13 protein-coding genes and 1 pseudogene are annotated in these 14,711 nt (G+C 44.4%); 13 read left to right on the top strand and 1 reads right to left on the bottom strand.

What is annotated here, in order from left to right:
- The 7 genes from ASF12_RS31200 (at nt 1) to ASF12_RS31170 (ending at nt 6,019) form a co-directional block, all read left to right on the top strand.
- Entirely contained in the window at nt 1–720 is a 720-nt protein-coding gene (locus ASF12_RS31200; protein ID WP_056042916.1) for a response regulator, read from the top strand.
- A gap of 155 nt (nt 721–875) precedes the next feature.
- The gene (locus ASF12_RS31195) at nt 876–1,502 is read left to right on the top strand and encodes an FMN-dependent NADH-azoreductase (RefSeq protein ID WP_056042914.1); all 627 of its coding nucleotides are present in this window, start codon (nt 876–878) and stop codon (nt 1,500–1,502) included.
- Between the two features lie 214 nt (nt 1,503–1,716).
- Nucleotides 1,717–2,430, top strand: coding sequence for a hypothetical protein (locus ASF12_RS31190; protein ID WP_155973613.1), 714 nt, complete (start codon nt 1,717–1,719; stop codon nt 2,428–2,430).
- Nucleotides 2,431–2,463: 33 nt separating this feature from the next.
- Nucleotides 2,464–2,859 carry a GntR family transcriptional regulator gene (locus tag ASF12_RS31185; RefSeq protein ID WP_056042911.1) on the top strand — a complete coding sequence of 132 codons (396 nt, stop codon included), beginning with the start codon at nt 2,464–2,466 and terminating at the stop codon, nt 2,857–2,859.
- A gap of 14 nt (nt 2,860–2,873) precedes the next feature.
- Nucleotides 2,874–3,785: an ABC transporter ATP-binding protein gene (locus ASF12_RS31180; protein ID WP_056042909.1), complete on the top strand. Its 912-nt coding sequence runs from the start codon at nt 2,874–2,876 to the stop codon at nt 3,783–3,785.
- Nucleotides 3,786–3,804: 19 nt separating this feature from the next.
- Complete coding sequence (locus ASF12_RS31175) at nt 3,805–4,707, top strand: ABC transporter ATP-binding protein (protein WP_056042907.1); 903 nt, start codon at nt 3,805–3,807, stop codon at nt 4,705–4,707.
- Nucleotides 4,700–6,019, top strand: coding sequence for an ABC transporter permease (locus ASF12_RS31170; RefSeq protein WP_056042905.1), 1,320 nt, complete (start codon nt 4,700–4,702; stop codon nt 6,017–6,019). The genes ASF12_RS31175 and ASF12_RS31170 overlap by 8 nt, the downstream gene beginning before the upstream one ends.
- Before the next feature lie 465 nt (nt 6,020–6,484).
- Here the strand turns inward: ASF12_RS31170 and ASF12_RS31165 are convergent, their stop codons facing one another.
- Entirely contained in the window at nt 6,485–6,844 is a 360-nt protein-coding gene (locus ASF12_RS31165; protein ID WP_056042903.1) for a YmaF family protein, read from the bottom strand.
- 461 nt (nt 6,845–7,305) lie between these two features.
- Between ASF12_RS31165 and ASF12_RS31160 the strand changes: the two genes are divergently transcribed.
- The 6 genes and pseudogenes from ASF12_RS31160 to ASF12_RS31135 all read left to right on the top strand — a co-directional run bounded on the left by ASF12_RS31160 (nt 7,306) and on the right by ASF12_RS31135 (nt 14,208).
- On the top strand, nt 7,306–8,214 hold the full coding sequence (locus ASF12_RS31160; RefSeq protein WP_081419149.1) for a DEAD/DEAH box helicase: 909 nt from the start codon (nt 7,306–7,308) through the stop codon (nt 8,212–8,214).
- 220 nt (nt 8,215–8,434) lie between these two features.
- Nucleotides 8,435–8,624: pseudogene (locus ASF12_RS36040) on the top strand (IS3 family transposase); the annotation flags it as partial.
- A gap of 194 nt (nt 8,625–8,818) precedes the next feature.
- The gene (locus tag ASF12_RS31150; protein ID WP_056042898.1) at nt 8,819–9,514 is read left to right on the top strand and encodes a response regulator transcription factor; all 696 of its coding nucleotides are present in this window, start codon (nt 8,819–8,821) and stop codon (nt 9,512–9,514) included.
- On the top strand, nt 9,511–10,755 hold the full coding sequence (locus ASF12_RS31145; protein ID WP_056042896.1) for a HAMP domain-containing sensor histidine kinase: 1,245 nt from the start codon (nt 9,511–9,513) through the stop codon (nt 10,753–10,755). The genes ASF12_RS31150 and ASF12_RS31145 overlap by 4 nt, the downstream gene beginning before the upstream one ends.
- 113 nt (nt 10,756–10,868) lie before the next feature.
- On the top strand, nt 10,869–11,558 hold the full coding sequence (locus ASF12_RS31140) for an ABC transporter ATP-binding protein (RefSeq protein WP_056042894.1): 690 nt from the start codon (nt 10,869–10,871) through the stop codon (nt 11,556–11,558).
- The gene (locus ASF12_RS31135) at nt 11,551–14,208 is read left to right on the top strand and encodes an ABC transporter permease (protein ID WP_056042893.1); all 2,658 of its coding nucleotides are present in this window, start codon (nt 11,551–11,553) and stop codon (nt 14,206–14,208) included. The genes ASF12_RS31140 and ASF12_RS31135 overlap by 8 nt, the downstream gene beginning before the upstream one ends.
- Nucleotides 14,209–14,711: the final 503 nt, after the last annotated feature.

Here is a 14,711-nt window from a genome sequence, read left to right as displayed (position 1 = left end):
GTGAAAATTAAGCTTTTACTCGTTGACGATCATCAAATTGTTTTGAAGGGCATCGCTTTCTTTCTAAATTTGCAGCCGGATTTTGAAATTGTCGGAGAGGCAGCCAACGGGAAGGAAGCAGTGGAGAAAGCGGCCGAGCTCCAGCCGGATATGATCTTGATGGACCTGCAAATGCCTGTCATGGATGGGATTGAGGCAAGCCGAATCATTGCCGAGCAGCATCCAGCGATTAAAGTGCTGGTGCTGACCAGCTTCGCAGACCGCGGCCATATTGTTCCTGCTCTTCAGACGGGGGCGATTGGGTATATGCTGAAGGATGTCGCACCGGATCAGCTGGCGGAGGCGATACGCAGCGCTTATAAAGGCAATATTCAGCTGCATCCCGATATTTCCAGCGTGCTAATCGGGGGTGGGACGCCAGCTGGACGGTTTGAAAGAACAGAGGATCGTTTATTGCATCCTCCGCTCCAATTACAGTCGGAACCCGATTCAACACGCGCTAAGTCAGATCAATTAGCCTTTACATCGCTAACGCCTCGTGAAATAGAGGTGCTTAGGCAGCTGATGAAAGGGAAAAGCAATAAAGAAATTGCCCGGGAATTAGTCGTTGCCGAAAAAACAGTCAAAACCCATGTCAGCAGCATTCTTAGCAAGCTGGATGTAACCGATCGAACACAAGCCGCGCTGCGCGGTATTCATTATTTGGGCCCAGAGTCGTAAGACTAGACCTAAGCCCTCTGAGACTCAAAACGGGCGACTTTCATGCTATTGGCCGATGATTTGTAAGAAAAAGGCTTGTAAAATAAAGCTTATTACAAATACACAATTGAGAAGCTGCCCGCATTGAGCGCTTTTTTACGGAGGGAATAATTATTATGAGCACTGTACTTTTTGTGAAAGCAAATGATCGTGGTTTGGACCAAGCAGTGAGCGTGAAGCTCTATCAAGCGTTCCTAGATACTTACAAAGAGACACATCCAAATGATAGCGTTACGGAACTGGATTTGTTCCAAGAAGAGCTTCCGTATTTGAATGCCAATATGATTAACGGTAAATTTAAAGCGGCGCGCGGTTATGAGCTGACACCTGAGGAGCAAGCGGCGGTTAATGTTTCCAGCAAATATATTGATCAATTTCTTGCTGCGGACAAGGTCGTTTTCGGTTTTCCACTGTGGAACCTGACGATTCCAGCTGTGCTGCATACGTATATTGACTACATTTACGAAGCAGGCAAAACGTTCAAATATACCGAGCAAGGTCCGGTTGGCCTTATTCCTGATAAAAAGGTAGCTCTGCTGAATGCAAGAGGCGGCGTATACTCCGAAGGTCCAGCAGCGGCAGCTGAAATGTCCCTCAATTATGTCCGCAATATTATGCAATTTTTCGGCGTAACGAATTTCGAAATCGTCATTGCAGAAGGCCACAACCAAATGCCTAATGAAGCGGAAGCTATTGTTGCGCATGCAATCGAAGAAGCGAAAGCAGCAGCAGCACGCTTCTAAAACAGCAGCACATCCTACATTTTAAAAGCTATAAAGCCTTGGCCAGAGCCTAATAAGCTCATGTCCAAGGCTTTTTTTGATTTGCCGCTTAACAAACATGGCTAGGCAGAGCCCTTTTTCAAAAAAATGCTGGGATGGATTGACAACTGATTTAGGTGTGATTATACTGTGTATAAAGATATATACAGTATATAGAGTGACTGGAGGAAAACTTGTGAGTATGTGGCAAGGGGCATGGCATATTTTAGTTTATGAATTGCGGAAAACACGATGGGGTTTTCTAGCTTCGTTTTTACTAGCTATATATATGGCAATTGTGTTGGGGATGTTGTACCAAATTAACGAATTGGATGTTTCGGCAGGTGAATATTGGGCGATCGATTTTGTTTTTCTTACGACGCTGCCTTGCCTCGGTTTTGGGCTAAGCCGCTCTAATATGTTCTGGTTCAATGATACCTATAGTGGCAAGCTGGCAGAATGGCGTACGATGCCGATTACAGTACCGCAGATTATATGGGGGAGAATACTGCAGCTGGCGGTTATGCTTTTCCCGATGCAAATCATTTTCTTCCTGATTCAATATTTTTTAGTGGATGGCTTAAGTGAGGCGATTTCTCCGGGTGCTTATCTTTTATATGGACTATTCTGGTTTTTCTATTCGCTTGGCTTTGCTGCTACGTATGCCATTTGGGAATATGGCTTCACGGGAAAGACGTACATGCTCGTGTGTGTGCTGTACTGCATTGTGTTTTTGATCATCAGCGCTCTGCTCAGCTTTAATGGCATTTCGATCGTCAACTATTCGCTGATAGGAATTGGAAATGGGGAGTGGTGGTATTTGCTAGTTGGGATGCTAGTCAGTATGATTGGAATCACCATTAGTTATAGAGGTCTAAAACATCGGCTGGAGACGCGCAGCTTTAAATAGGCAATTGAGTAAATAAGCAAAGAAGGTGAAGCCGTGTGGCTGCCGATTCAAATTAATGAGCAGAGCGCCGAGCCGCTTTATTATCAAATAGAAGTCCAGCTGAGAGCGCTGATTGTCAGTGGGCAATTGGCAGAAGGAACGCTGCTCCCCTCAATCCGGGAGCTTGCACAATCGCTCAAATGCAGCGTCATCACGGTACGCCGGGTTTATCAGGACCTGGAGTCGGAAGGGCTGCTGCGAACGAGGCAAGGAACGGGCACCTACGTTGCGGCGGTTGAGCAGGATGATCGTGACCGATACCGTTTAGTGGCTGTCGTCGAAGCATTCGAGGCGGCGATAACAGCGGGACAGCGGGTGAAGTGCTCACGCGAGGAGCTGGAACAGATTTTTCGCGAGCAGCTGGAGAAGCATTTTAAAGATCAAGTCTAGAGGGAGGACAAGAGATGAGCAACGAGACGGCTATTCATATAAAAAAAGTTGAGCTGCGGCGTGATCGGTTTCAGCTAGGGCCGCTTTCATTGGAAGTGCCGAAGGGATACGTTACTGCAATTGTCGGCCCGAATGGTTCAGGCAAAAGCTCGACCTTTCGGATGCTGCTGGACTTGATCAAGCCTGATAAAGGCGAGCTGAGCGTACTTGGCCATTCCATTGCAGACCAGAAGGATATCGACTGGAAAAATAAAATCGGTTATGTGCCCGAGCTGTTTGGCAGTCATGAGAATAAGCTGAGGGCTTCGGATAAGACCGATTTTGTGCAAAAATGGTACCCGAATTGGGACGTGAATTTGTATCGTGAAATTTTGCGAATGTTCGAGGTCGATGACAGCATCAGGCTTGGCAAAATGTCCAAAGGGACGCGGCGCAAGTATGAGTTTGCACTTGTACTCGCCCATCATCCCGAGCTGCTGCTGCTTGATGAGCCTTCCTCTGGCTTCGATCCGCTGGCTTGGCGCAGCATGATGAGCTTTTTGCACAATTATATGAATGCTGGAGAGCGAACGATTCTTATGGCCTCTCACATTGTGGATGAAGTAAAGCGTCTCGCGGATTACATCGTCTTTATGTCGCAAGGCCGCATACTGGGCATGTACGAGAAGGATGAGCTGCTCAGCAGCTGGCATATGTTTTATGTGAATGGCAGAGAGCTTGAAGGCAGGGATGTGAGGAGTATTCCCGGCCAATGCGTGGTGGAAGATGCAGGCTGCGGCAATTTGCGAATCATTACGCGGCAGGCACTGGAAACCGAGCGCTGGCTTGAGCAGGCGAGCATCGAGATCATGGGGCGGCAGGCGCTCGACCTTGATGATATTTTGGCGGTATTAATCCAGCAGGACAGACAGCATATTAGAGCTTGATATCAAGGAGGAGACGACAATGAAGCCACTAAAAATTGAACAAATCTATAAGCAGTATGGCGATAAAACAGCAGTAAATGGCATTAGCCTGGAAGTAGGAGAAGGCGAAATTTACGGCCTGCTAGGTGCGAACGGCGCGGGCAAAACGACGACGATGCGAATGGTGCTGGGACTTATTTTTCCCGATGGGGGACAAATTTTATATAACGGCAAGCCTTATAGCCATAATCAGCTGCAAATGCTCGGTTATTTGCCGGAGGAACGGGGGATGTATCCGCGTGTTCGCGTAAGCGACCAGCTGCTTTATTTGGCGAAGCTGCGGGGGATGTCGAAGCGGGATGCTGATCAAAGCTTGAAGTATTGGTTGGAAAAATTCGGCGTGCCGGAATATTACAACAAGAAGCTGGAGGAGCTGTCGAAGGGCAACCAGCAAAAAATCCAGTTCATTGCCTCGGTCATCCATAAGCCGAAAATCGTCATTTTGGATGAAGCCTTTAGCGGGCTTGACCCGGTGAACGTGGAGCTGCTTAAGGCAGCGGTGAAGGAGCTGCGTGAAGAAGGTACAACCATGCTGTTCTCGACACACAGGATGGAGCATGTGGAGGAGCTGTGCCGCAATATTACGATCATGCACCGCTCGAACGCGGTACTGCAGGGCAACCTTAAGGAGCTTAAGGGCCAATATCCTCGCGAGCGCGTCATGCTAGGCACCGAGCGCACCGTGAAGGGGCTTGAGACGCTGGAAGGCGTAACGAATGTGCAGCGCAATGAATCGGGTTACGAGCTCCGTATTGAGAACGAAGCGGCGGGCGGGCTTATTTTACGCCATGCGATGGAGCAAACGGAAATTAAGCGGTTTGAAATTATGGAGCCAACCCTAAACGAAATCTTTATAAAATTGGTGGGTGAAAAGCATGAGTAATTTTTGGACAGTCGTCAGCTTCACCGTTCGCAATAAGTTTCGGACAAAATCCTTTTTGGTTATGACGTTGATTTTTGCAATTATTATTACGATTGGTGCTAATCTGCCTTATCTCATCTCCCAGTTTAACAATGACGAAGTAAAAACCACTTCTATTGGTTATATTCAGGCGGAAGCGGGCAGTGGGGCAGAGGGGACTAAACTTGCGGAGCAGCTCAAAGTCTATTATTCGCAGCAGGAGCAGCCAAATGTTGAGCTGGTTGATTTTGCGGATACGGGTGCCAATGCGGGTAATGAGCAAGCACTTAAGCAGGGCATTATCGATCAGAAAATTAAAGGATATTTGACCTTTGGCGACGTTCAGGCAAACGGGCTTCCAGCTGTAACTTATAAATCCGAGAAGCTGCTGGATGAATCTACAACCCGTTCCCTGCAAGGGGCGCTGCAAAACATACGCACCGAAATGATTTTCAAGGAAGCCGGACTGAGCGAGGAACAAAAGGGACAGCTGTTCGCGCCGGTAACGATTGATACCATGCAAATTGCTGCTGAAGCGGGAGCAGGTTCCAATGCAGAGGGGCTGTCCCCAGAGCAGCAAGCGGTCAATATGGGACTCGTATCGATTATTGTCATTATGCTGTTCTTTGTTATTATGGTGACGGGGCAGCTGATTGCGACAGAAATTACATCGGAAAAAGGCTCGCGGGTTATGGAAATTCTCATTACCAGCGTATCGCCGTTGACACAAATGTTCGGAAAGGTGTTCGGGATGTTCCTCGTCGGCTTGTTCCAGCTGGTGCTGTATGGAGCCGTTATGATCATCAATTTATCGATGCCGCAAAATAAAGATGCGTTCACGAATTTGAATATTCATTTTGACCAAATTGATCCGTCGCTGATTGTGTATGCGGTCATCTACTACTTGGCAGGCTATTTCCTGTATGCGATGCTGTATGCGGCAATCGGTTCCATTGTGAGCCGGACGGAGGATCTGGCACAGGCAGTCATGCCGATTACGATTTTATCGCTGGCAGGCTTCTACATTAGCACATTCAGCATTTCGAATCCGGACACGATGCTCGTGAAAGTCGCTTCCTATGTGCCGTTTTTCTCGCCATTCGTCATGATGCTGCGAATTGGGCTGACGAACCCGCCAGTGTGGCAGGTGCTGCTGTCCTTAGGCATTTTGTTCGTATCGATCTACATCTTCGGCTGGCTGGGAGCGAAAATTTATCGCACCGGCGTCCTAATGTATGGCAAGCGCCCGACGTTTAAGGAGCTGCGCAAGGCGATGCGGGCTTATAAGGTTTAGATTGTTTTGATCATGTGTGTAGACTTTATTTAATAATGACGCTAATTTTATAGTGTTTTGTCGTTACAAAAGCCAGTAGCTAAAAAAGCCTGATTCTACTGGCTTTTGTTAATCAACGGTTCAGATAGTTAAAATGAAGAAAAGTGAGGATTGACGAGAACGGCCTCAATGCTCTGAGTAGAGAGCCAACGTGCCAGAGGCGCTCATTTTTGTTCAAACTCCAAATTATTCGTATTACAGGAATTCTAACGGTCAGGTTATTTCTAATGGCTAAAACATTAGAGGAACTTGAAGGGGGAGTCTGGTGGGAACCTCAAATGAATACAGCTGAATAAAAACATGACGGCAGTTGGCCACAATGTCCTATGTGAGTAATAATTTAAAGTTCAAAATTGAAAATATAAACAGAACAGACCTGCCGATATTTTCATCCGGCAGGTTTGTTTTCCGTTAAGCGATATTTCACTAAATTAGTGGTTCTTGAATCAATGTTGCGAATTTAAATTGGTGAACATGACCATCATTTAATGTCGTTTGACCTGTTACAAAATGTACGTGTTTACCATTTCCTACTGGAATTGCAGGCCCTGTTTTAATCTTTTTCAGTTTATGAAAATGGTTAAAGAAATCCGTTTTCGTTAGATCGATTTCATGGATATGGCTTTTTCCTACTCGAATCGCTTGGCCTGTAACTCCAGCAAAGCGATGGTTATGTCGATCATCGCCTTCTTCAGCCAATTTAGTACTACCTTCAAATTCGTGTACGTGCCGCTGTACCTTTTTACAATTTTTTGTTTTCTTCCTTACAGGTCCCTTTTTCTGCATTTGTGGCATGCCTCCTCATGTTGATGTGTTACACCACATTCTATTAATGAAAACAAATATGAGTGCTAGGCAACTATCAATGGTTAGGAATTCAGCCGATTAAGCTCATTGACATGACGTCAAAGAGGGCCAGTTCGACGTTATATGGGATACGTATCAGAAAGATTTGATCGATGCGGGCGTAGAGAAGTTGGAAGACAGCTACGGGGCTCTAGTGAAAGATCGCCTATCATTATGGAATGATTAATCGCATTATATGACATGGAAGAGCCTGTTAACGCAGGCTCTTTTGCCGTCTTCATAGCTGAGTTAGGAGCTAATATGGGTTTTATTATTATCAGGTAGATCTTCCAGTATAAACGTTAAATTGGAATTACAATCCCAGACCATTCGACTTCAAAAAGGATTTGATCGTTTAATGGGAGACGTCTGATTTTATTATTTCATCCATTCCTGGACTCGTGCGTTCTGTTGAGAGAAAACAAAGAATCAGTGAACGTACATTTGATCTCCTTGTAGTAGACGAAGCGCACTGCCTTAAAAATCACACCACAGCTACATACAAGTTTATCTACAGTATAAGTAAGATAAACACATTACTTATGTCTGCTACACCTATCCAAAATGATATTAGAGAACTTTATAATCTCGTGAACATATTAAAACCAGGATACTTACGTAGTCGAAAACTATTCAGAGAAAAGTATATGGTTAACCGTTATACACCCAAAAATATTCAAAACCTTAAAGAACTTCTTAATAACGTAATGGTCAGAAATCGAAGGGCTAATACATTAGTGGAGCTGCCAAGACGGCAAGTTTATAGCATTGAGATAGAGTTGTCTGATACCGAGAGGAAATTCCATAATCAAGTTATAGATTTCTGTAGAAATATTTATCGTAAGTATGTAGATGGCCAAATTCCTATTGGATGGGATAAGACGGAGATCAATTTAATTGTTCTTATTCTAATGATGCTTCTGAAGCAAAATTGCAGCAGCCCACAATCAACCTTGAGGACTCTCAAGAATCGAATGCTGCCTCGATTATCAGGACTAGATGACCAAAAAATATGTGAAGATCTTATTGGTTTTGGTGAAAGTATTGGAGTACCGACTAAGACAGCAGAATTACTGAAAATCATTAAAGCTAATCGCAATCAAGTCATCGTATATTCTGAATATCTTGCAACCATTGAAATGCTAAAGTCTGTGTTTACCGATTATGACGTGACTTTTACTACTTTTCAAGGGGGCCTCTCTTCTAGCGAAAAGCAAATGTCTATCGAACGATTTCGAAATGGAGATTGCCAAGTTTTGATATCAACAGAATCAGGCGGTCAAGGTCTCAATCTACAATTTTGTGATTGAGGGTGGTGGGGAGAACAGTTTTAAGAACGGGATCTATGCTCCCTAAAAGGCCAACGTTCTTCCCGACTACTGCCATCTTAAAGTGCCTAATAAAATAAGCCAACCATAAATCTCTGGCTGACCTAATAATACGAAAAAGGCCATGCACTACTTTGCAAAAGACCGACGCTGATGCCCGAAGGTTACATAGATGCTTCATAGACAAGGCAGGAAAGTTTCGGAGAAGACCGTCGCTCGAATGATGAAGGAGCAGGGGCTGAAATCTCGAACCGTTAAAAAATATAAAGCGACAACGAACTCCAAACATAACCTGCCCGTTGCTGAGAATGTACTCAACCGCCAATTCAGGCCCAAGGCACCCAATCAAGCTTGGGTGACCGACATCACCTACATCGCTACGGATAGAGGTACAAATGCGTACGTACTGAAATGCAACTTGATCCCCTCGGTCTCATGTGGTTACTCTATTGACAGTAATACGAAAAGTAATTTAAAATCCCTCGAGCCAAAGTGAAACTAAAATGATGTATAATAACGCTGTAACAATTTAATAAAAATGAAGCAGTATTTTTTATATTAAATATAGCATGATCTGAGGTGCAAGATGAATCGGTTATTACTCGTAGAAGATGATGAAAACTTGGTATTTGGTATACAATATACGCTATCCAGTGAAGGATATACTGTCGTTCTGGCAGGCAGCTTGGAAGAAGCAAGGAATAAGCTTCAGGCAGACCCCATCGATTTAATTTTGTTGGATGTCAACCTGCCTGATGGGTCAGGATATCAATTGTGCAGTGAGATCCGGGCAGCCTCCCAGGTGCCCATTATTTTTTTGACAGCTTTGGATGAGGAAGCGAATGTGGTTGTCGGACTTGACCTAGGAGCGGACGACTATGTAACCAAGCCTGTCCGAACCAAAGAGCTTATTTCACGAATCAAAGCGGTATTGCGACGGAAAAACCAGAGCAAACAAGAAGTGAGCATATGGAAATCCGACAACATTCAACTGCGTATTTTAGAAGGAACTGTACTCAAAAATAATACTGAAATTACACTGACGGCGCTTGAATATCGACTATTACTGATGTTAATCTCCCACCCTAAGCAGATATGCAGCAGGAGTTCAATTCTGAACCATCTATGGGATCTTTCGGGCGAGTTCATTGATGATAATACGCTCTCAGTCCATATCCGGAGGTTAAGAGAAAAAGTGGAAGACATTCCCGCTGCACCACAATATATCGTAACCATTCGTGGGATTGGATATAAATGGAACGTGGAAGTCACAGGGAAATGAACATGATCGAAGTACTGCGTAATCCAGAGTGGAAATCCATCGCCGTTAAAGTGCTTGCACTGCAGGTTCTTTTGTCGTTATTAATGTTCTTTTACATGCACCACCAAGTCGAGAGTATCAATACAACCATTGTGAATCAAAATACCGCCCTGATCGGACATCTGTTGATGAAAGAGCCAGGGTTGGAAAATGAGGTGATTCACTTTATCACCCAAGGAGCTAAAGCAGATGAACTCGCTGAGGGCAAACGCATCCTCGCGCAATACGGTTATCAGGGAGATATCCCCATAGAAAATCAGCCAGTACTTTCGGGAAGATCATTACCCTTGAAAACAGCGGCTCAGGTATTGCTACTCCTAATCCCGCTCATGTTATTGCTGCTATGGGAATACCGCAAATTGTTTGACAAAATCAGAACGATTTCCTACGCAGCAGAGCAGGTTGTGGAAAATCAGTTTGACAACCTACTTCCCGAGAATGAGGAGGGAGAGTTCGGCTCGTTAGGCCGAAGCTTCAATGCGATGGCCGGAAGGCTAACCAACAGCCTGGAGCAACTCCGACAGGAAAAAGCCTTTCTGCGAAACCTGTTATCCGATATTTCACACCAGCTCAAAACGCCTCTTGCTTCCCTCATAGTGTTCAATGAAAATTTGCTCAGCGATCCCGGGATGGAAAAAGAAATGAGAATGACGTTTCTGGAGCGAAGCCGGCAGCAGCTTGACCGAATGGAATGGCTTATCGTGAGCCTGCTGAAGCTGGCGAGGGTCGAAGCTGGGGCCATCGGGTTTTGCAAAGAAAGAATCAGGCTACGGGAGTTAATGGAGAGTGCTGTCTATTCGCTCCGAACAGTAGCAGAGCAGAAGCGACAGACCATCACAATTCGCGGCGGGGAGAATGCGTTTTTGCAAGCGGATGAAGAATGGCTGAAGGAAGCCTTTATGAATTTGATTAAAAATGCACTGGAGCACACCCCACAAGAAGGGGAGGTCCGTATTAAACTGGAAGAAAACGCACTATTTAATACGATCGTTATCCGAGACACAGGCGAAGGCATCCATCCCGATGATCTGCCTCATATTTTCAAGCGATTTTATAGAGGAAAGAACCATAACAAGCCCCATAGTTTAGGCATCGGTCTGGCTTTGACAAAATCGATCATCGAGGAACAAAACGGGATTATTACGGTGGAGAGCGTGCCTAGAGAGGGTGCTACATTCAGAATTTCGTTTTTCAAAAGATAATGAAGTGAAGAAGAAGCTTACGAAAATGTAAGCTTCTTCTTCACTTCATCGTAAGCTTCCACACCTATAATAACAATCAAGCAATGTTAATCACACAACGGAGGTACAACAAGGTGGAAATTTTGAAGACCGATAATTTATGTAAATCATATGGAAGTGCTGAGGCCAGAGTGGAGGCGCTGAAAAACGTTAATCTGTCCGTCAACCAAGGAGAATTCGTTGCAATCGTGGGCGCCAGCGGGTCTGGAAAAAGTTCCTTGCTGCATCTGCTCGGGGGCGTCGATCAACCGACAAGTGGTCAAGTCTTTATTGATCGTATGGATTTGTATTCACAAAGCGAGAAAGAACTCGCCATATTCAGAAGACGTAAAATCGGTTTTATTTTTCAATCTTACAATCTGATACCGGTCCTATCCACGGAAGAAAACATTAAGCTGCCGATGCTGCTGGAGAACAAAAAAGTGGACGAGGGCTACCTCGAAGAATTATTGAGCGTGTTGGGACTCAGCGATCGAAGGCAGCACCTTCCGTCCCAATTATCAGGCGGGCAACAGCAGCGAACTGCAATTGGGCGCGCATTGATTAACAAACCATCGATTATACTGGCCGATGAACCCACAGGCAATCTGGACAGCAAAAACAGTAAGGAAATCGTTGATCTGCTTACCTTCTCTGTCAAAAAATACAATCAAACCTTGATTATGATTACGCATGATTTGAATGTAGCCCAAAGAGCGGACCGCGTTGTAAATATAAAAGATGGCACACTCATGCAGCAACCCGGGGTGAGCGATCGTGAATAAGTATACCAGTCTTACCCAGAAGTATTTGCTCGGGCAAAAAAGAAGGTCACTGCTCACCGTCGTTGGTATTATTTTGTCTGTGACACTACTTACAGCCATCGGAACCATTGGCCTTAGCTTTAGGGACAAGGTAGTTCGGCTAACCGTTCAAGAGTATGGGAATTACCATGTTTCTTTTAACGGAATACCCGGAGAAGCCATCTCTAAAGTTGTCAATCATGCATCGGTGGAGAGTGCCGGAATTGTTAGTAGGGAAGGATATTCGGTCCTTAGTAAAACGAGTGAGAAAGAGAAGCGAGAAAATCCATTTGCTGCGCCTTATCGGTATTTGAATCTCAAAGGTTATAACACCGATGCGATGAGCAAACTCCAGATCCAGTTGGATGCGGGCAGACTGCCCAAGAATTCGCATGAAGTTATCCTACCGACGTTGAGTCTGGATAGCTTTCCGACGAAACCGAAACTGGGTGATTCGATTAAGCTAACTCTGGGAGAACGGATTGTCGCATCAACAGGGGAGATCAAACCAATCAATGGTTTGGGAGATCTCGGCTGGGATCAGGATGAAGGTTTTCGACCCCAAACAGAGAGGGAATTTACCGTCGTAGGGTTTAGTAACCCAGGCATTAAGGGTTCCTGGTCGGCCAACTTCATATTATCGGCGATCACTTACGAAGATAACCAAGCGATCGAACCAGATAAAAAATATTTCATTTACGTCAAAATGAAATCGATGGATCAAATCGAAGCAAAGACAAAAGCTATCCTTTCATCACTGAATATTGAGAAAGTGGATCAAGGTTCTGCCATAAAACTAGATAGGGCTATCGACATTAAAAATGTTCGGATTGAGTACAATAATGAACTGCTCAAGTTATATGGCAAAAGCATCTACGAAGGTGTAAACCATAGCTTACTATACGCATTCGCTGCGATCATACTTATTATTATGGGTTGTACGAGTGCGGTAATTTATAACACGTTTCATATTTCTGTCTTGGAGCGCACTTCCCAATTCGGTATGCTGCGTTGCATAGGAGCTACCCCATCACAAATACGCAAATTAGTTCTCAAAGAGGCGACAATTCTCAGTCTGATTGGCATTCCCATAGGACTATTCACGGGAACTGTCTTTATGAAGCTACTGTTTTACAACATTAGCTTTTTGGCACTAGGTTTTCTGAATGATATGCAAATGGTCATTTCCCTACCGATCCTGATGATTGCTGGTGCACTTGGACTGCTGACTGTGTATCTTTCTGCGATCGGACCGGCTAGACTGGCAGCCAATGTATCCCCACTTGAAGCGATAAATGGCTTGGGCAGCACAAAGGTGGACAATGTAACATCCATCCGTAAATCGATGCTGGTGAAAAAGCTGTTTGGTATGGAAGGCCAATTTGCTAGTCGAAACATACGACGGAATAAAAAACGTTTCCGCATCACAGCCTTTTCCATGGTTATCAGTATGCTTTTATTTATTGTCTTTAGCGGCTTGACAGAATTCTTAGGACAGACGTCTCAATCGGGGATCGAATATTCCTACTCAGTTCAATATGAAGGGAATTCCAAGCGGATCGATGATTCCGTATATTCAGATATTGTCAAAACTGACGCAGTTGAACATGCCTATAAGTTATACACCCATCAAGTGATGGCAATCCTTCCGAAGGATAAAGTGAATCCCAAATACTATGAACTCAGGAAGGGAATGTATTCTGTTGAAGAAGGAGAGGGGTATCGAACTGACAACAATTACCTCCAATCCTTCGGAGATAACGGACTCGATGCTCTGAAATCCAAACTAACGGCTGGCACGATCGACAAGGATAAGATGAACCAGGAGAATGGCGTCATTCTCAATCAGAAGTTACGAATCATAACGACGGAGGAAGGCAAACAGATTATCATCGACCAAACCCAGTTTAAGGTTGGGGATCATATCCAAGTACGTACTTTAGAGGGGGGGGATCAAAAATACAAGACACTGACGGTGACTGGAATCGTTGATCAAGGGGTGTTATCGAAAGATTATAATGAGAGTGCTATGCTTGAATTCATTACGACACCTGAAGTCATAGAGAAAGTTACAGGTAACGATGCTTATTCAAGGATCTTTATTCTTGCGAAAACCGATACTTCCAACAAACCGATCACGGATTACCTCAAGTCCCTAACCGAAAAAGACGCAGGTTACAGCTATATGGATAATGTGATGGCGCGTGCAAAGGCCAAAAACGATGCCACCACAGCAAGCATCTTTTTGTATGGTTTTATCGGTGTAATTGTCCTTATTGCATTCCTGAACATATTGAATACCGTCAGCACAAATCTCATTCTGCGAACCAAAGAATTCGCGGTTCTCAAGGCCATTGGCATGACACATAGAAATGTAGGCAAAATGATCTTGCTGGAAGGATTATTTTACGGCATGTACGCTGCAATTTACGGCAGCACCCTCGGAACGGTTCTGAGTTATGGTTTGCATCGGCTCTTAAGAGGTGTATTGGATATAGACTGGACAATTCCATGGGGTAGCATTGTCCTTGCTTGTGCAGGTGCCATAGCAACAACGCTGATTGCCACAGTTTGGCCAATGTATCGATTAAATCAAACGAGTATCGTGGAGGCTTTGAGGAAGGAAACATAGAAAAATATAAAACACAGATCGCTTAGAAAGTCGCATAAGTAGCGGCTTTTTTTGTTTTAAAGATAGATTTTTTTGTCTTTGGATGAGCGCAAAAACTTGATGTGAAAAAGTAAAAATAGTCAGCAAAATGATCAATGCTTTTCCAGCATCTCAGAGAAGATCAAACAAGCAAACTTTTCATTTGTAGCTAGTTGCAATAGATAGTAAATGAAATCTCTCTCAATTTTACTCAAAAAAATAAATGGGGTTGACTTTTTCTTTAGTTGAGGGGGGGACTTGACACGCGTGTGTTATGATCGAAAAGTTGGAAGTTCTCCTCTACTTTATTTGGAAGTTCTGGGCTATAACGTTCGCTTCCGAGTTTACTTTTAGAAAGATTTTAGAGAGAGAATGAGATAAAGATGCAAGAGGAGGTTCAGATATGGAAATAACTCAATGCACTGCCTGTTACCGTGGTTCTGCTGCACGAGCTTTCTAATAAAGGTATTCTGTACTGCGTAGTG

It is taken from the genome of Paenibacillus sp. Leaf72, assembly GCF_001422685.1.
In the GTDB taxonomy this organism is placed as follows: domain Bacteria; phylum Bacillota; class Bacilli; order Paenibacillales; family Paenibacillaceae; genus Pristimantibacillus.
This window is presented reverse-complemented; position numbering and strand designations above follow the sequence as displayed.